The organism is Sphaerisporangium flaviroseum, assembly GCF_039537005.1.
Classification (GTDB): domain Bacteria; phylum Actinomycetota; class Actinomycetes; order Streptosporangiales; family Streptosporangiaceae; genus Sphaerisporangium; species Sphaerisporangium flaviroseum.
Genome location: NZ_BAAAZR010000001.1, coordinates 346,647 through 363,458 on the forward strand (window position 1 = coordinate 346,647; position 16,812 = coordinate 363,458).

19 protein-coding genes and 1 pseudogene are annotated in these 16,812 nt (G+C 67.8%); 14 read left to right on the forward strand and 6 right to left on the reverse strand.

Translation table 11 applies throughout. The features are described from left to right. The first annotated feature begins 21 nt into the window (after window positions 1-21). The 7 genes and pseudogenes from ABD810_RS01695 (at window position 22) to ABD810_RS01725 (ending at window position 5,137) form a co-directional block, all read left to right on the forward strand. Complete coding sequence (locus tag ABD810_RS01695; RefSeq protein ID WP_344933302.1) at window positions 22-996, forward strand: AraC-like ligand-binding domain-containing protein; 975 nt, start codon at window positions 22-24, stop codon at window positions 994-996. A 119-nt stretch (window positions 997-1,115) separates the two neighbouring features. Beyond that, window positions 1,116-1,508, forward strand: a complete 393-nt coding sequence (locus tag ABD810_RS01700; RefSeq protein WP_344933304.1) for a VOC family protein — start codon at window positions 1,116-1,118, stop codon at window positions 1,506-1,508. Window positions 1,509-1,533: 25 nt separating this feature from the next. Continuing rightward, window positions 1,534-1,956, forward strand: a pseudogene (locus tag ABD810_RS01705) (alpha/beta fold hydrolase); the annotation flags it as partial. An 81-nt stretch (window positions 1,957-2,037) separates the two neighbouring features. Further along, window positions 2,038-2,424 (forward strand): YciI family protein, encoded by a 387-nt coding sequence (locus ABD810_RS01710; protein WP_344935360.1) that lies wholly within the window; start codon window positions 2,038-2,040, stop codon window positions 2,422-2,424. Next, a complete protein-coding gene (locus ABD810_RS01715; protein WP_344933307.1) occupies window positions 2,424-3,650 on the forward strand; it encodes an RNA polymerase sigma factor in 1,227 nt (408 codons plus the stop codon). Before ABD810_RS01710 ends, ABD810_RS01715 begins: the two co-directional genes overlap by 1 nt. A gap of 354 nt (window positions 3,651-4,004) precedes the next feature. Beyond that, a complete protein-coding gene (locus ABD810_RS01720) occupies window positions 4,005-4,394 on the forward strand; it encodes a hypothetical protein (RefSeq protein WP_344933310.1) in 390 nt (129 codons plus the stop codon). Between the two features lie 254 nt (window positions 4,395-4,648). Next, window positions 4,649-5,137 (forward strand): DUF732 domain-containing protein, encoded by a 489-nt coding sequence (locus ABD810_RS01725; RefSeq protein WP_344933312.1) that lies wholly within the window; start codon window positions 4,649-4,651, stop codon window positions 5,135-5,137. A 288-nt stretch (window positions 5,138-5,425) separates the two neighbouring features. Here ABD810_RS01725 and ABD810_RS01730 read toward each other — a convergent pair whose 3' ends face one another. The 4 genes from ABD810_RS01730 to ABD810_RS01745 all read right to left on the reverse strand — a co-directional run bounded on the left by ABD810_RS01730 (window position 5,426) and on the right by ABD810_RS01745 (window position 9,840). Next, complete coding sequence (locus tag ABD810_RS01730) at window positions 5,426-6,622, reverse strand: NAD(P)/FAD-dependent oxidoreductase (protein WP_344933314.1); 1,197 nt, start codon at window positions 6,620-6,622, stop codon at window positions 5,426-5,428. 93 nt (window positions 6,623-6,715) lie between these two features. Beyond that, window positions 6,716-7,660: an RNA polymerase sigma-70 factor gene (locus tag ABD810_RS01735; protein WP_344933316.1), complete on the reverse strand. Its 945-nt coding sequence runs from the start codon at window positions 7,658-7,660 to the stop codon at window positions 6,716-6,718. Between the two features lie 373 nt (window positions 7,661-8,033). Then, window positions 8,034-8,681, reverse strand: a complete 648-nt coding sequence (locus ABD810_RS01740; protein WP_344933318.1) for a response regulator — start codon at window positions 8,679-8,681, stop codon at window positions 8,034-8,036. Window positions 8,682-8,718: 37 nt separating this feature from the next. Next, window positions 8,719-9,840 carry a sensor histidine kinase gene (locus tag ABD810_RS01745; protein ID WP_344933321.1) on the reverse strand — a complete coding sequence of 374 codons (1,122 nt, stop codon included), beginning with the start codon at window positions 9,838-9,840 and terminating at the stop codon, window positions 8,719-8,721. Between the two features lie 109 nt (window positions 9,841-9,949). On the opposite strand from ABD810_RS01745, the gene ABD810_RS01750 reads away from it, so the two are divergent. From ABD810_RS01750 to ABD810_RS01770, 5 genes are all read left to right on the forward strand, one after another. Continuing rightward, window positions 9,950-11,050: an alpha/beta hydrolase family protein gene (locus ABD810_RS01750; RefSeq protein WP_344933323.1), complete on the forward strand. Its 1,101-nt coding sequence runs from the start codon at window positions 9,950-9,952 to the stop codon at window positions 11,048-11,050. 357 nt (window positions 11,051-11,407) lie between these two features. Continuing rightward, window positions 11,408-11,686 (forward strand): hypothetical protein, encoded by a 279-nt coding sequence (locus ABD810_RS01755; RefSeq protein ID WP_344933325.1) that lies wholly within the window; start codon window positions 11,408-11,410, stop codon window positions 11,684-11,686. Further along, the gene (locus ABD810_RS01760; RefSeq protein WP_344933327.1) at window positions 11,683-12,129 is read left to right on the forward strand and encodes a MerR family transcriptional regulator; all 447 of its coding nucleotides are present in this window, start codon (window positions 11,683-11,685) and stop codon (window positions 12,127-12,129) included. Before ABD810_RS01755 ends, ABD810_RS01760 begins: the two co-directional genes overlap by 4 nt. Before the next feature lie 309 nt (window positions 12,130-12,438). Then, on the forward strand, window positions 12,439-12,771 hold the full coding sequence (locus ABD810_RS01765) for a YnfA family protein (protein ID WP_344933329.1): 333 nt from the start codon (window positions 12,439-12,441) through the stop codon (window positions 12,769-12,771). A gap of 338 nt (window positions 12,772-13,109) precedes the next feature. After that, window positions 13,110-13,568, forward strand: a complete 459-nt coding sequence (locus ABD810_RS01770; RefSeq protein WP_344933331.1) for a DUF5990 family protein — start codon at window positions 13,110-13,112, stop codon at window positions 13,566-13,568. Here the strand turns inward: ABD810_RS01770 and ABD810_RS01775 are convergent. After that, complete coding sequence (locus ABD810_RS01775) at window positions 13,543-13,989, reverse strand: DUF3592 domain-containing protein (RefSeq protein WP_425566832.1); 447 nt, start codon at window positions 13,987-13,989, stop codon at window positions 13,543-13,545. The two genes, ABD810_RS01770 and ABD810_RS01775, sit on opposite strands and share 26 nt — an antisense overlap. Before the next feature lie 53 nt (window positions 13,990-14,042). Here ABD810_RS01775 and ABD810_RS01780 point away from each other — a divergent pair, with 53 nt between their 5' ends. Together ABD810_RS01780 and ABD810_RS01785 are read left to right on the forward strand one after the other, a co-directional pair. Further along, window positions 14,043-14,282 carry a hypothetical protein gene (locus ABD810_RS01780; protein WP_344935438.1) on the forward strand — a complete coding sequence of 80 codons (240 nt, stop codon included), beginning with the start codon at window positions 14,043-14,045 and terminating at the stop codon, window positions 14,280-14,282. A gap of 968 nt (window positions 14,283-15,250) precedes the next feature. Beyond that, window positions 15,251-15,670 (forward strand): hypothetical protein, encoded by a 420-nt coding sequence (locus ABD810_RS01785; RefSeq protein WP_344933333.1) that lies wholly within the window; start codon window positions 15,251-15,253, stop codon window positions 15,668-15,670. 378 nt (window positions 15,671-16,048) lie between these two features. On the opposite strand, the gene ABD810_RS01790 is transcribed toward ABD810_RS01785, so the two are convergent. Further along, window positions 16,049-16,768: a permease-like cell division protein FtsX gene (locus tag ABD810_RS01790; protein WP_344933336.1), complete on the reverse strand. Its 720-nt coding sequence runs from the start codon at window positions 16,766-16,768 to the stop codon at window positions 16,049-16,051. Window positions 16,769-16,812: the final 44 nt, after the last annotated feature.

The following is a 16,812-nucleotide window of genomic DNA, read 5'->3' on the forward strand; positions in this document are numbered from 1 at the left end:
CCATAAAGCGCAACGGGGGCAATGAGGATGGGGATCCTGATCCGCACTCGTGACGTGCCCGCCGCGCGCCGATATGACGAATGGCGAAGCATCGTCTGCGACACGCTGGGTCCTCTCGATTTGCGGATCGAGGGGGACGCACCGTTACGGGGTGAGATCAGCGCGGGGCATCTCGGCCCATTGGGTGTCGGCAGGGTGCAGACCTCCACGCCACACAGCGTCCACCGGACACCTGGTCTGATCCGCCACGACAACCCCGACCTCTATCGGGTGGTGCTGGCGATCTCCGGACGCCCCGCCCTGATGCAAGACGGCAGGTCCACGCAGCTCAAACGCGGAGAGTTCGCAATCTACGACTTCGGCCGGCCGTACGAGCTGGCCTATGACTCGGCGGTGCATCTGGCGATCTTCGGCTTTCCCCGTACGATGCTGGCCCTGCCCTTCGAGTCCATCGCGAAGCTCACCGCGGTCCCGATCACACCAGATTCCGGGGGCGGCGCCCTCGCGGCCCCCCTGCTTCGCAGGGTGGCCCTGGATCTCGAGACCTACCAGACCGCGAACGCGGCCCGGCTGTCCACAGTGGTGATGGACCTGGTCACCATGGCCATCACCGAGCGTGTCGAGCAGACCGAGACGCTCTCGGAGGAGTCACGGTCACGAACGCTGCTGCTGCGCATCCACACCTTCATCGAGCAGCATCTGGGCGAACCAGATCTCGCTCCCGGCACCGTCGCGGCCGCGCACCATGTCTCCTTGCGTTACCTGCACCGACTGTTCGAGACACAGGACACCACAGTGGCCGCGTGGATACGGCACCGGCGTCTCGAACGCTGCCGCAAAGACCTGGCCGACCCGGCCTTCCACAACGTACCCGTCGGGGTCATCGCGTCCAGGTACGCCCTTCCGGACTCGGCTCACTTCAGCCGGCTGTTCCGGCGCACGTACGGATTGCCTCCCGCCGAGTACCGCCGCACCTGCCTCATGCCACCGGGCTGAGGGCCTGGCACGGAAAGTCAATCGCCTGGCACCGAGAGCCAAGCCCCGGCGGGCCCGGATCCGCAGAATGAAGGTGTTCGCACCGACCGGCGCGAACAACCGCCAGGAAAGGCCCAGCGATGTCCCCCGTACTGTTCGTCAATCTGCCGGTCAGAGACCTGGACAGGTCGAAGACGTTCTTCACCGACCTCGGCTTCACGTTCTTCGGCATGGCCGACGACATGGCCTCCGTGGTGATCAATGAACACGCGCAGGTCATGCTGCTGACCGAGCCCACGTTCGCCACGTATGCGGGCACGGATGTCGCCGACGCCACCAAGAGCACCCAGGTGATCCTGGTCATGGGCGTCGAGAACCCCGCTCAGGTCGACGAGTTGTTCGACAAGGCCCTCGCGGCGGGTGGCGCCCCCGTCGGCGATCTGAGGAATGACGGCTTCCGGTACCAGCGCGGCTTCACCGACCTCGACGGCCACCACTGGGAGGCCCTGTGCCTGGTGGCACCGGCAGGCTGAAGGAATGCGCGCCATGAACGAGATGATGACCGGAAGGGTGACCTCGGCCGACGGGACCTCCATCGCGTACGACCGATCCGGCTCAGGTCCGGCGGTCGTCCTGGTGCACGGCGCGTTCACCGACAAGACCCATCCCACGCTGCACGGCGTAGCGACCGCCCTGGCCCCATGGTTCACGGTTTTCAACTATGACCGTCGTGGCCGCGGCGAAAGCGGCGACACCCGGCCGTATGCCGTTGAGCGTGAGATCGAGGACCTGTCCGCCCTCATCGAGGCGGCGGGCGGGTCGGCCATGGTCTTCGGTGGGTCCTCCGGCGCCGCCCTGGCGCTGGAGGCCACGGCCCGGAACCCGGCCATCTCGAGACTCGCCGTGTGGGAGCCTCCGTACCACGTTGACCACAGCGCACCCACTCTGTCGTACGACTTCGCCGGCGAGAGAATTCTCCGGGGCCGTGTCGATCAGCGGGCCGCTCGTTCGACGTATGGGGGCGAGGGCCGAGGGGCGGCCCCGCAGGACAAGGAGAACGCGATGCCGAAATACCTGCTGATCATGCGGGGCACCGATGAGACGAACGCGGCCATGATGGCTGATCTCGACGAGATGATGGCCACCACCCACCGGTTCATCGAGGACCTGATGAAGGCCGAGGTCCTTGTCGCGGCCGAAGGGCTGGACGATCCGGGCCAGGGCGTCGTGGTCGACTTCAGCGGCGAGGCGCCGGTGGTCACGGACGGGCCGTACGGCGAGACCAGGGAACTGTTCGGCGGCTACTTCATGCTCGATGTGGCCACGAAACAGGAGGCGGTCGAGTGGGCCAAGCGGGTCCCGGCGGTTCGCGGGTCTAAGATCGAGGTCCGGCGGGTGGCCGAGGCCGACGAGGTCCCGCAGGGCAGCGAGAGCAACGGCCAGATCTGATGGGTACGGCCGACGTCGAGGCCGTCTGGCGGATCGAGTCGGCCAGGATCGTCGCCGCGCTGACCCGGTTCACCGGCGATTTCGGGCTGGCCGAGGACGCGGCCCAGGAGGCGGTGGCCGAGGCGCTGGTGTCGTGGCCGCGTGCCTCTCCGGCCAATCCGGCCGGCTGGCTGATGGCCACGGCCCGGCGGCGGGCGATCGACGCGATCCGCCGCCGGACCGCCCTCCAGGACCGATACGCCCTGCTGGCGGCCGACCCCGCGGTCGACCAAGAAATGGACCCCGACAAGATCGACGACGACGTCCTGGCGCTGATGTTCGTCAGCTGCCACCCGGTGCTCTCCCGCGAGGCCCGGGTGGCGCTGACCCTGCGCGTGGTCGGCGGACTGTCCAGCGAGGAGATCGCCCGCGCGTTCCTGGTACCCGTGCCGACCGTGCAGGCCCGCATCACCCGGGGCAAGAAGACGATCGCGGCGGCCGGGGTGCCGTTCGAGCTGCCACCGGCCGGCGAGCGCCGGGAACGGCTGGGAGGCGTGCTCAGCGTCCTCTATGTGATCTTCACCGAGGGGTCGACGGCCACGTCGGGCGACCGGCTGCTGCGCCCCGACGTCGCGTACGAAGCGATCCGGCTGGCACGCATGCTGGTCGCGCTGCAGCCGGACGAGCGGGAGGCGCACGGCCTGCTCGCGTTGTGCGAGCTGACGGCCGCGCGCTTCCCGGCCCGGACCGGCCCGGACGGCACGCCGATCCTGCTCGAGGACCAGGACCGGCGGCTGTGGGACTTCTCGGCGATCCGCCGGGGGCTGGCCGCGCTGGCCAGGGCATCGACCCGTGGCCTCGGCCCCTACGGCCTGCAGGCCGCGATCGCCGCCGTCCACGCGTCGGCGCCCTCGGTCGAGGCGACCGACTGGGACCGGATCGTGCTGCTCTACGAGGCGCTCGGCCGGGTCGCGCCCTCGCCGGTGGTCGAGCTCAACCGGGCCGTTGCCGTGGCCATGGCCTCGGGTCCGGCGCAGGCCCTGGCCATCGTGGACGAGCTGATCGCCTCGGACCGGCTCCCCGGTTCGCATCTGGTTCCGACCGTACGCGGGGAGCTGCTGTCCCGCCTCGGCCGGCGACCGGAGGCACGCGCCGAACTGGAGCAGGCCGCCCGGCTGTGCGCCAACCAGCGCGAACGCTCAGTGCTGTTGCGCAAGGCGGCCGCGCTGGACAGAACCCTGGACTGACTCCCCCCAGCGTCCGGCCCTCTTTACACCCTTCGGCTGCCCTGCCTTCCTTGGTGATCGTTGCGAACGCGCGAGGAGGGCGGGTCGGCGCTGGTGGAATTGAGCGTCATGAAGCGCCGCATCCCGTACGGTGACCAACCACACTGCAGCCCATGAAGGGAGTTGAAAGTGCCAAGTCAAGAGGTGAGCAACGGGCCCACTCGATCCACGCGGCGACGTCTGGCCGTTACTCTTGCCCTGCTCACCGTGGTGGCGATGATGGGTACAGGATGTGCTGTTGTCACGTCCTGGGCGTCCTCTTGCGTCAACGACCCGACTGGTCCTTGGACAGATCGTGCGAAACAAGAGTCGATCGTGGACCGATACCCGGCGGACGCGGCTGCTCTCTCTGCCAAGTATGTAACTCTGGGTTGCGAAGATGACGACGACATCGCGGTTGTCGGACGGCGCTACCGATTTACCGGTAATCCGCATGCTGTCGTGGATTACTACAAAGACGCGGCCGGAAAGCAAGGATGGCATCTCTTCAGAGACGGATCCAAGGAGCGGCTAACACACCCGCAGTCCTCAGATGTTTGGCCAGGCGAGACGTGCTTTTCCAAAGATCTGGGAAAGTTCACGGGGTATCTGAGCCTCGCGGGCGACTACACCTCACCAGAGCTAGGAAGCGATCCGCCTACAAAGACGTACTGGCTGGAGATCTCTTTTGCCGCCAGTGGCGGAGGCTGGTGTACGCCGGACTGATCTCCGCGCGTTTCCCCGCCTGAGCTGACTCACAGCTCAACACGATGCTCGATGAGCCGGGGCTGAGGAACGAAGTCCCGGATCTTCGATCGCCCCCAGTCTGGTATGGCGGCCAGCCACTCGCCGGCGATCGTGAGGGCGGTACGTGTGCGACGGTGCGACCTGGGGCGGCGGGTGACGTTTGGCGGCGCGGAGCGTCGTCGCCTTGATTGATCGAGTGAAACGATCAACGTGTACAGGTACCGTTCCGAGGCATGATCCCCTCGACGCTACAACCGGAGCAACCCATTGAGCAGCAGCGCCCGCCGCAGGAGCGGCAGAGGAGCTCCGGCAAGTGGATCGGCCTGATGGTGGCCGGGATCGCCATCCTGTTAACCGGCTTCGCCGCGGGCGTCGTGGTCACCTCGAATGCGACGACGGAGCCTTCGCCTGCGGCGTCGGTCCCGCCGACGACTGCGACGTCCACCCTCCTGGACATCCTTGGGCCGAACCTTGAGCAGCGCACCGCCTACCTCAAGATCCTCGGGGAGATGAACCCCGAATTCGCCTCGAACCCTGACCGCGCGGTACGCCGAGGACAGAGCTTGTGCCTCGACATCGCCGAGGGCATGCCAAGGGTCAAAGTCGAGGACAATGCGCTGAAGCAGTTCTCCAGTACGAATGGCGTAGGCCTGGACCAGGCGCGCGACATTGTGGCTGCGGCGAACAGGTTCATCTGCCCGAAGATCACCATGACGTCCTAGCCCCCACACAGACGAAAGGCACCGCTAGGGAGCGGTGCCTGGTCGCAGGCTCGTACGGCGCGTATCCGGGAACAGCTCCTGAAACTGGACGGTGGAGAGATCTCGTACGGCGCGTATCCGGGAACAGCTCCTGGAACCGGACGGTGGAGAGATGGTGCTCAGTCCTCCGAAATCGCGAGCCGGGAGACGTACGGTCGGTATCCCCTCGGCCACCATTCCGGCGCTGACGGACCATCTCCTGCACCGCGCCATCGACGGAAGCGAAGCGCATCCCCGTTGCGAGGGTGCCTACGCCGGTGCCTTGACGGCCGAGCCCTCCGCGACCCGCTCTCGCGTGACGCGGCGGCGCCGGGTCGGCAGCCCGAGTGTCGGGTTGCCGACGCTCCAGGCGGCGCCCTTGCAGATCAGCTCCTTGTAGACGGCGGCGAGCCGACCGGTCAGGACCGGCCGCACGGCGCGGTCGTCGGCGGTGACGTACTGGATCAGACCCTCCTTGCGGCCCAGTGAGATGCACTGGTTGAAGTAGCGGATCGGCGCGTTCGGGAGCTTCCCGCCGGTCAGGCGCGCCGCGATCGCGTCGGCGGCCCGCCACGCGGTCGGAGTTCCCGAGGCGCACGACATCCGCAGCGGCTTGTCCCCGGGGCCCATCGCCATGGCCGCGTCCCCGATTGCGTACACGCCCGGGTGCGAGACCGAGCGCATGGTCGCGTCGACCACGATCTGGCCGGTTCCGGTGACCTCCAGGGTGGTCGCCTTCGCGATCGGGTGGACCGCGAAACCGGTGGTCCACACGGTGACCGCGGCCGGGATGGCCTTGCCGTCGGCGGTGACGACGCGGTCGGCTTCGACTCCGGTGACGGCGGCGTGCTCGTGCACGGTGATCCCGAGCTTGCCGAAGACCTTGCACAGGTGCTCACGGCCCTTGGGTGAGAGCCAGTCGCCGAGGCCGCCGCGGGCGGCGAGGGCGACGTCGAGGTCCGGGCGGGTCTCGGCGATCTCGGTCGCGGCCTCCAGGCCGGTGAGGCCGCCGCCTACGACGACCACGGTCTGCCCGGCGTCGAGGCGGGCCAGGCGCTCACGCAGCCGGAGGGCTCCGGGGCGGCCTGCGATCTCATAGGCGTGCTCGGCGGTCCCGGGGACGCCTTGGGCGTCCCAGCCGCTGCCGAGGGCGTAGACGAGAGTGTCATAAGCGAGTTCTTCGGTGCCGTCCGCGTCGGCGACCACCACGGTCTTACGATCGACGTCAACGCCGGTGACCTTCCCGAGCCTCAGTTCGACACCTGTGCCCGCGAACATCTCTCTGAACGGCCGGGGCTTGAGGTCTTGGCCGACCGCGAGCTGGTGGTTGCGGACGCGTTCGACGAAGTCGGGCTCGGCGTTGACGAGGGTGATGGCGACGTCCTCGCGGTGGAGCCGCCTGGCGAGACGACCGGCGGCGATGGCTCCGGTGTATCCGGCTCCGAGAACGATGATGCGGTGCTGCATCTTCTTTGCTCCTTCATGCGCGGGTTCGCCACTTGAACCGAGCGGCCCGCCGTTTCCTGACAGGAACGCGATGTGAAGCACCTCACATAGCGCTCAGAAGACGTTGAACAGGGACTCCCCGTGGTCGGCGGCCGCCCACTGCGCGGTCGCGCGTTCGAGCTTGTCGGGGTTGACCTGGTTGCGGACCGCGGCGATGCCCTCGCCGGTGACCTCCAGGCACATGACGCCGACGACCCGGCCGTCCAGCACGACCACGACGGCGGGCTCGCCGTTGGCGGTCCAGGCGTAGACCTCGGGCGAGCCGCCGGCCAAGGCGCGCTTGGCCTCGCCGGGTTTGAACAGGCCCCACAGGAACTTCGCGACCGCGACGGCGCCCACGAACGCCTTGGCGCGGGCCGGGACCTTCCCGCCGCCGTCTCCGATCGAGATGGCGTCCTCGGTGAGCAGGCGCACGAGCGGCTCGGTCCGGCCGCTGGTGGCGGCCGCCAGGAACTCCTCGACGATCCGCCGGGCGGCGCCCTCGTCGACCTCGGTGCGGACCTTGCCGTCCGCGATGTGCTTCTTGGCGCGGTGGAAGATCTGCTGGCTGGCGGCCTCGGTGGTGTCGAGGATCTCGGCGATCTCCCGGTGCGGGTAGTCAAAGGCCTCCCGCAGCACGTACACCGCCCGCTCGTTCGGCGAGAGGCGCTCCATGAGGGTGAGGACCGCGTACGAGACCGATTCACGCTGCTCGACGGTGTCGGCCGGGCCGAGCATCGGGTCCCCGGCGAGCAGCGGCTCGGGAAGCCATTGGCCCACATAGGTCTCGCGGCGCGCTCGCGCGGAGGCGAGCTGGTTGAGGCACAGGTTGGTAAGGACCTTCGTCAACCACGCCTCGGGGATCTCGATGCGGTCGACATCTGCGGCCTGCCAGCGCAGGAACGTCTCCTGCACGGCGTCCTCGGCCTCCGCGGCGGAGCCGAGGAGGCGGTATGCAATGGCCTCCAGGCGCGCCCTGGAGGCCTCGAACCGGCCGACGTCGCTCGCGGTCAAGGGCATGGCCCGAGCCTAGCCCGCGCGGCACGAATCGGCCGCCGCCGCGATGGGGCCGGTCCCCGTTCACACGTGAAGGGACTTCGCGCAGGACGCGACACGGGCAACATCCTCACCGCGAACGCCTGGGCGTCGATCCGGGAGCTGATGGACCGGATGGGCCACTCCATCCCGGGCCGCGATGATCTCTATCAGCACGGGTCGGACGAACGGCAACGCCGTACCCGCTGCTGTACACGGTCCCCGCACCTGCGGGGGCAACACCCTTGGGGGCTCAGGCTGGAGAGCGTTCGGAGGGTGGCTCCCAGCCACCGGGTCAGCGCGTTGCCGAGCGTCTCCCGAGGTGCTGGAACGGATCGTGCGACGCGGAGATCGCCGGTCAGCCCAGGTCGGCGTCGTGGACCAGGATGGCGGCCTGGACCCGGTTCGCCAGGCCCAGCTTGGCCAGCAGGCGGCTGACGTGCGACTTCACCGTGCCCTCCGTCAGCCGCAGCTCGCGGCCGATATCGGCGTTGGACAGGCCGCGGGCCACGGCTCTGATCACCTCCTCCTCCCGCCCGGTGAGCCCGGCGAGCTGCCTGCGCGCGGCGTCGGCGCGGGAGGGGGTACGGTCCACGTAGGAGGCCAGCAGGCGTTTGGTGACCGACGGGGAGAGCATGGCGTGTCCGCCGGCCACCGTACGGACCGCGGCGGCCAGCTCTCGCGGCGGGCTGTCCTTGAGCAGGAAGCCGACCGCGCCCAGACGCAGCGCCTCGTGCACGTACTCGTCCAGGTCGAACGTCGTGAGCATGACGAGCTTGGGTGGGTCCGGCTGGGCGAGAAGCCGGGCGGCGGCGGTGAGGCCGTCCACGCCCGGCATGCGCACGTCCATCAGCACCACCTCGGGCCGCAGTCGCCGCACGGCCGAGACGGCCTCGGCGCCGTCGCGAGCCTCGCCGGCGATCACGATGTCGCCGGCGGCCTCCAGGATCAGCCGCAGGCCGGAGCGGACCAGTTCCTCGTCGTCCACAAGCAGCACCCGGATCACGCAGGTCTCCCAGTCCCGCTCGCGTGCGGCGGCGCGCTCATGCCGGGATCCGCGCGCGCACCAGGAAGCCGCCGCCGTCCTCGGCGCTCGTCCGCAGCGTGCCGCCGAGCAGTTCGACCCGCTCCCGCAGGCCCACCAGGCCCCAGCCCGCGCCCGGCAGTTCCTCGCGCGGCGCGCCCGGCGCGTCGTTGCGCACCTCCACCTCCAGCACGTCAGGACCGTAGCGGATGCGCACGTCCGTCCCCGCGTCCCCGGCGTGCTTGTGCACGTTGGTGAGCGCCTCCTGCACCACCCGGTACGCGGTCCGCTCCACCGTCGTCTCCACCGGACGTACCTCGCCCTCGTCGTACCTGGTCACCGTGATGCCCAGGGAGCGGGACTGGTCGAGCAGCCGGTCGAGGTGGGCCAGCGTGGGCGGCGGCCGCAGCGCGCCCTCCCGGTCGGGCGAACGCGGAGAGCGCAGCACGCCGAGCACGTCGCGCAGGTTGGCCAGCGCCTCCCGCCCGATCCCGCCGATCAGCGCGGCTACTCGGGCCGCCTCGTCGTCGTCCGTTCGCACCTCCAGCGCCCCGGCGTGCAGCACGATCAGCGAGACCCGGTGCGCGACCACGTCGTGCATCTCCCTGGCGATCCTGGCCCGCTCCTGTGCCCTGGCCTGCTCGGCCCGCAAGACCTGCTCGCGTTCCAGCCGCTCGGCCCGCTCCCTCGCCGCCGCCAGCACCTCGCGCTTGGCACGTACGTAAAGGCCCACCGCCACCGGCAGCCCGATCATCGCCAGCGCCATTACCAGGGCGTTGCCCGGGTTGGTGGTCATCACCTCACGCAGGCCGTCCTGGCACGCGCCCACGACGGCGGAGATCCCGCACACGATCAGGCAGCCACCGAGGTAGGCGACGATGCCGCGGCTCCGGCTCAGGGTCAGTCCCGCGTAGTAGGAGGAGATCACCAGCGGCGGCCACATGACAAGCCAGGCGTAGCCGACGGCGCCCACCGCGGCCAGCGGCCACCAGGACCGCGGCACCCACCAGGTGGCCACGCCCGTGGCCGCGGAGAGCACGACCAGAACCGGGAGCGGCAGGTCCGACGGCACGCCGGCCTGCCCCTGCACCACGAGCAGTGAGAGCGCGAACACCCCTCCGCCGAGTAACACGAACCGCATGTTCACAAGCTAGGGGGTGGCCCGGAAAGGGTGTTATGACGAAAGTAGCAAAGGCCGATCGACGATCGGGGCATCCCGGGCGGCGGGCGAGGGCGCGAACGTGGGTCGCATGCGTAGAACCGTTACCGCCGCCGTCGTGTCGCTGGTCGTCCTCGGTGGTCTCAGCACCCAAGCCCACGCCCGGTCCGCCGTCACGGCCGACCCGGCCCTGCCGGAGCCGACCGGCTCCCTGTCCGTCGGCACCACCACCCTGTACCTGGTCGACGCGGACCGTCCCGACCCGTGGAACCCCGCGGCGGACAAGAGAGAGCTGCTGGTCTCGCTCTGGTATCCGGCCAAGAAGACCGTGGGGAAGCGGGCGCCGTACGTGACGCCCCAGGAGTCCGCCGCGATCCTCAAGGACTACGAGGACGTTGCCCCGGACGCGCTCACCAGAACCAGGACCCACGCCAAGGTCGGCGCGCCCGTCCGGACGGTCAAGGGCGGCCTGCCCCTGGTCGTCATGTCGCCGGGGTTCAGCTTCCCGCGCGCCACCTTGACCTCGCTGGCCGAGGACCTGGCCAGCAGGGGGTATTTGATCGCAGGAGTGGAGCACACGTACGAGTCGGTCGCCACCACGTTCCCGGACGGCCGCACCACCTCCTGCCTGGCGTGTGTGAGTGGGCAGGACGGCGCCAGGGTCGCCGCGAGCCGGGTCAAGGACGTGCGATTCGTGCTCGACGAGCTCGCCGAGGGCCGCTGGGGCAAAATGATCGACCGTGAGAGGATCGCCATGGTGGGCCACTCGATGGGCGGCAACAGCGCCGCGCTGGCCATGGAGTCCGACTCGCGGGTGCGGGCCGGGGTCAACCTGGACGGCAGCTTCAACCCGCTGGTCAAGTCGCTGAAGCGGCCCTTCATGCTGATCGGGACCCAGGCGCTGCACACGCCCAGCGGAAAGGACCGCTCGTGGCCGGACTCCTGGCCCGGCCTGAAGGGCTGGAAGCAGTGGATCACGGTGGCGAGGACGGACCACTCGGCATTCGTCGACTACGCCGTGCTCAGGCCCCAGCTCGGCCTGCCCGCGCAGGAGTTGGACGGCGAGCGGGCGCTGCGCATCACCCGCGCCTACCTGGCCGCCTTCCTCGACCGTCACCTGCTCGGCAGGCACACCGCAGTCGAGGACTTCCCCGAGGTCACCGACCACACATGCGACGCTCATTCGGGGTAGTCCTTCGAGCGTGATGGCGTGCGCGGCACGGTGGATCGGCCTGGCCCCCTGGATCCCCGACCTTAATGGCACGCTAATGGCACGCGATCATGCCCGTGTCCTACGCGGACGCAGACGGCTCCCCCTGCCTGATCTTCCCGTCTGCCTCGACCCACCGCGAAGCGGCAGCATACCTACCCGGAGCCGAGGCCCCCGCCGGAGGCATGGGTTTGGGGTTGCAACCTGTACCGGGGTACGGGCTTACCGTCGAGGTGTAGGGGTCGCTCGCGTGAGAGTCGGGCGGTCTTGGCACGTGGAGGGCTCATGGAGTGGGCACCGGCTGCATGCACGCTGCCGACAGAGGAACGGCCGTTGAGGGTGGCGGAGTTCGATGAGTTGTTCGCCTCGGCGCTGTGCGGGCTGGAGCGTGTGACGTCTACGCGCCTGCGGCTCGTGCTGGCTGGTGGAGCACAGGTGGAGGAGACCGCGAGGGGTCTGGCTGCGCGTGAGTCGGACTGCTGCTCGTTCTTCGTCTTCACCTTCGCCGGCGACGGTAAGAGCCTGGTGCTGGACGTCGAGGTGCCCGCGGTTCAAGCCAAGGTGCTGGATGGGCTGGCGGCTCAGGCGGTCAAGGCGGCTCCCCGGGTAGCGCCGTGAGTGGGAAGTGGTTGCGTACGGGAGAGGTCGCGGAGGCGGTGGGGGTCAACGTCCAGACGTTGCGTTACTACCATCGGCGGGGCCTGCTGGAGGAGCCGCAGCGGAGCAACGGAGGGCACCGGCTGTATCCGCCGGAGACCGTGACGGTTCTTCGTGTGATCAAGGTGGCGCAACGGCTGGGCTTCACGCTGGATGAGGTGGCCGACCTGGTCGAGACAGTCGCACATCGTCATGGCAGACCCGACACGGGCTTGCAGGCGCGGGCCACGGCCAAGCTGGCCGAGGTGGAACAGAAAATCGCCGACCTTCAGGCGATTCGCGAAACGCTCGTCCAAGCGGTCGATGCCGGGTGTGACGACCTGGTGGCGTGTGCGGGAAGTCCGTGCTGTCCCCTGCCCTTCTCGGACGTGACGGACGGGGGCCGGCATGCCGATCTCAACTGATCCCAGCCGACGCCGGCGACTGCTTCCGGCTGGCGTGACGGGCTTGGCTGCACTGGCCTGCGCCGCCTGCTGTGTGCTTCCTGTACTGCTGGCGGCAGGGGTGATCGGTGGCGCTGGAGCTGTGGCGCTGACGAACATCATGCCGATGGTGGCTCTGGGCCTGGCGGGTGTGACCGTGCTGATCTGGGGGCTGGCATGGTTTCTCCGGAGCCGCAGGCGGGTGACTGGGTGCGCGGGCGGAGACGGCTGCGGCTGCCACAGTGCGAAGACCCGTCAGCACCTGGTAAGCGACCCTCTACAGTCACGGCTGTGACTGTCGCGCGTTCCCTGCTGCTGTTCGTGGTCGCCGCGCTCGCCGAGATCGGCGGGGCCTGGCTGGTCTGGCAGGGGGTTCGAGAACAACGCGGGCTGCTGTGGGTCGGCGCCGGGTTCATCGCTCTGGGCTTTTACGGGCTCGTGGCCACCTTCCAACCGGATGCCCACTTCGGCCGCATCCTGGCCGCCTACGGCGGAGTGTTCGTGGCGGGCTCACTGGTGTGGGGCATGGTGGTAGACAAGTTTCGCCCCGATCGGTGGGACCTGATCGGGGCGGCCATCTGCCTGCTGGGTGTGCTGGTCATCATGTACGCCCCACGCGGGTGACCATCGAGTGACCTACGCCAGTGCACCGCTGTTGCACCGCATGGCGATGGCGCGTCCTCGGTCGGCGGGTGCGGCTTGGTACGGCGGGTGCTGCGTGCGGCGGGCGGCCCGCGTTCCCGCCGCCGGCCGGGACCGGCGTCCACGCCGCACGCCCGGCCGGGCGGAGCGGGCGGCGGGCCGTGCGGCGGCGCGGAGCGCCGTCGCCTTGATCGGCGGTTCTGGTGTGCGAGCGTCATGTGTGCGGTGCCCCTGTCATGCTGCCCCGTAGGCGTGACGAGGGTGCTTTAGGCCGCGGTGGACAATATGAGCTTTCGACCGCCAGGGAAGAGGATGGTCCTATGCGGATAAGAATCCAAGCCTCAGACCTGCCTGGGCGCATCTGCGGCCCCGGCCATGACATGCCCGGCTACGGCAACGTGCACGTCGGGGTCCAGCGGCGGGACCGGCGCGACGAGATCCTCGATCTCCAGCCAGGCGACGTGCCTTCGGCCGTGTGGACGCTGGAGTGCGTCACGGTCCCGAGCGAGAACGGGGTCGACATCAAGGGTCCTCATATCCAGGGCCGCCCCGGAGGTCGGTTCGTCTACCTCTCCTGGGGCACCGTGGATGGCAACGGCGGCTTCGAGATGTTCCGCCGGGCGAAGCTGATGCTCGACGCCCTCGATCCGGGCGTTCTCGATGCCGCCATGCGCTCAGGGGTGCTCCTCGCGCGGCTTGGGCTCACCGACGCCAAGGGACAGCCGTTGTGCGCTGCCGTGCGTCCGCCGGCCATCACGTGGTCCGCAGCTCCGGACTGATCCCGTCCCCGGAACCGCCAGATCCTCTGCGGTCGCCGCCTGCGCTCTGGGGCCTGGTTTTCCGCCAGACGACCACGCCTCCGGTGAAGGACAAGATGGCGGCGAGGCCGCCCAGCACGTGGATGATGTGCTCGAATCGCACGTCGGGATCCATCACGGTGCCCTGTGGATCGTCGGGGTCGTAGATAAGGGTCTTGGTCTGGCCGTATACCGGCTCGCCAGACCAGCGATGGAAACCGATCCGCGCCCTGACCTGCGCGCCTTTACGGGTCGTGAATCCGACGATCACGGCGCCCTGTCCGCGAGATCCATGATCCACTCCGTGAACGAGAGCGTTCACCTCAACGCCATGGCCACGAAGTTTCCGTACATGCACGAAGTCGTCTACCGACATCACCAGGAACCCGGTACCGGCCAGCACCAGCAGAACCGCGATGCTGCCCGGCAGGGTGAAGACCCAGTCCCAGAATCCCAGTGACGACGCCGCTGAAGGGTCAGCCGCCGTTCGCCGCGGTCGGCGATACTTGGCTCGACGCGATCGATTCTTTCGAGCCTGCCGCTGAGATGCCCTGTTCACCGCGTCCGCTCTCACACCCAATCGACGGCCAGATGATCGAAGAACGTTTCGCCGGCCGACTGGGGTTCCCGGTACGACGCCGCTTGGTCCTGGTGCGCTTTGTCGGTCGACGCTGGCAGGTGGTTCACTGGGACTGAGCTGATGGCTCGTCGTCCTCGTCGGGGTCATCTTGTGGGGTGATCTGCTCGGGTGGACGGCCTGTGGCTGGGTCCATCCTGGTCACAGTCGGCACGAGCAGAGGAAGCCTGTCCGACCTGGCGACGAGCGGCCCCTCGCCTCGTACCGCCTCACAGCTAGGATTGCCGTTGCTGTACTTCGCTGCTGTACACGTCAAAAGGCCACTTCGGCACTCACAGGGCCATTCCAGCACGCGGGCGGCGATGATCTATCAGCACTCGAACGACGAGCGGCAGCGGTAGGTAGCCCGGAAGCTCGATGACCTCGCCTGTAGGGCACCTAAGAGGGGATCGGGCGCGCAACGGGCACGGAAGCCGAAAAGTGCCGGATGTAGATCAAAGCCTCGTTTGCGACAACCATGCCTGACCTGGGCTTTTCTATGTCCGTAAGAGGAGTGGAGCCTAGGAGATTCGAACTCCTGACATCCTGCTTGCAAATCGGCCTGATTCTCAAGGACAACGGCCTCGACCTGCGCGGGAGACGGTCCGCGAGTGACCGTGATTAACCGCTGTTGACCGCCCTTAATGGCACGCTAATGGCACGCTAATGGCACGACGATCATGCTCGCACCTGGGCACTCCACGCAACGCGCGGACCCCGCCCTCTGATCAGCCCGTCTGCCGACGACCCGCCCGAAGGGGAAGCGGGCCAGGGCCACGGGTACCAGATGGAGCGCCCTGCTGGACGAACGATCTGGTACCCGTGGCCCTGGTCTGCTCGGCTTGTCCCGGGTCGATGGCGGGCGCGATGATCAGCCTACGGAGTTGATACCCCGGCATGACGACCATCCCGGAGCCGGAGCGCCCCCGCCGGAGGCAAGAGCACCTGGCTGCACTTCACACGCGAAAGCATCTCATGGTCAACTCGGGGAATGTCGGCGATCGTCACATCCATCATTGCGGTCACTGGGACCCTCTTAGGTTCTCTGATGACATTCCTACTCCAGCGTCGTTCCATCGATAGATCGGAAAGGTTCGCTCGAGCGGAGCGGCTTCGAGGTGAGCAGATCAAGATTTACAGCGACTTTGCGCGGACAATTCTGCACTTCCGCAGTGCTCAACGACGGGCCTGGAGTGAGCGGGCCAAAGACGACAGGAACAGCGAGGCCTACCGCACGGCGGTGGATGAGGTCTTGCGCGCACGTGCAACGGGGTGGACGGCTCTGTATCAGGTAGAACTGATCACAGAGGATGTCGAGATCAGACGACTCGCGAACCACGCCATGGAATTGGTCAAGAGCATGAACAAGGCCGAGACCGCGGATGATGTGAAGGCTCTGACTCCGGAAGTTCGCGTAGCGGTGGAGGACTTCGTCCGTGCGGCTGGCGTCATGGTGCGGAAGGTGTAAGTGTGCGTGATCCGAGCGCGGGCGCCGCTTTCCCTGATGCGGGAAGCGGCGTTTTGGCTGGTGGAGCCTAGGGGATTCGAACCCCTGACTTCCTGCTTGCAAAGACGCGTGCCGATCTTTCTCGACCTGCGAAGACGCAGCTCAGCGCACTGATCGTGTTTCCCGTGGTTCCCTGTGACTCCCCCTTGATCACCGCCCCATCGGGCACGCAACGGGCACGGCAACCGGCGACGACCTCCTCTTTATCAGGACCGTTCGCCCCACGATCCGGGAGTAGCGGCCTGGCTCGCGATGGTGACCGGCGGCGGTGATCGTGAGCGGTTGTGTGGGGCTGTTGCAGTATGCGTTTCAGTAGTCGGCCCCTTGCCTGCCAGGGGGCTATACCGCACCGAGCCTTCGTACGTAGTGGACCCCCGGCATGTCCTTGATTGATTCACCGATGATCTTTATGGCCCGGCGGTCCGTCAGCTTGACGTAGAACGACTCGGTCATCTCCTCCAGGGAGAGAGTGCCCGTGTCCTCGGGTTCACTCTGCGTGTAGTGTTCGCGAACTTTCTTCCGCTGCGCGTGGTCCTCGAAGTAGATCTTTTCCACTCTGTCGATAGCCCAGAGCCGGTCGACTATGGCCTGTTTCTGTGCCTCCGTCACGGACCGGTCGTGTACGCCCGTGCACAGTAGTCCGGGACCATGAGAGCAGAGGTCGATGGCCACATCTGCCTTGCCTTGCCAGAAGTCCGGAACCGCGGGGACGACATAGCGCACTCCAGGGATGGACCTGGCTTCCTCCGCCACGCGTGCGTAGTTGTCCCATTGACTTACCGTTCCGACGAAGTAGGCCAGAATGGTGGCGGTATCGAGATACGGAGTATTGTGGACAGTTCCGTCGAGGATCCGCGACGTCCACACACCTAGGGGCGGCTCAGCGGGAGGCACCTGCTCGGGCTCGCTTTGGGACCGAGTCATGGTGGTGCTTGGTCGGAAGCGAATGGTGATGACCCCGGTTATATTTCGCAGGGCCGCCTCTATCTTGGTTGGGTTCTTCGCGGCCTCGTTGTTCGCCGGCGAGCAGCGGAAAATCGGATTGTCGCAGAGTCCCACAGAGAAACCGTGTTGCTCCGGCCATGGGCCATCAGGGGGAGAAA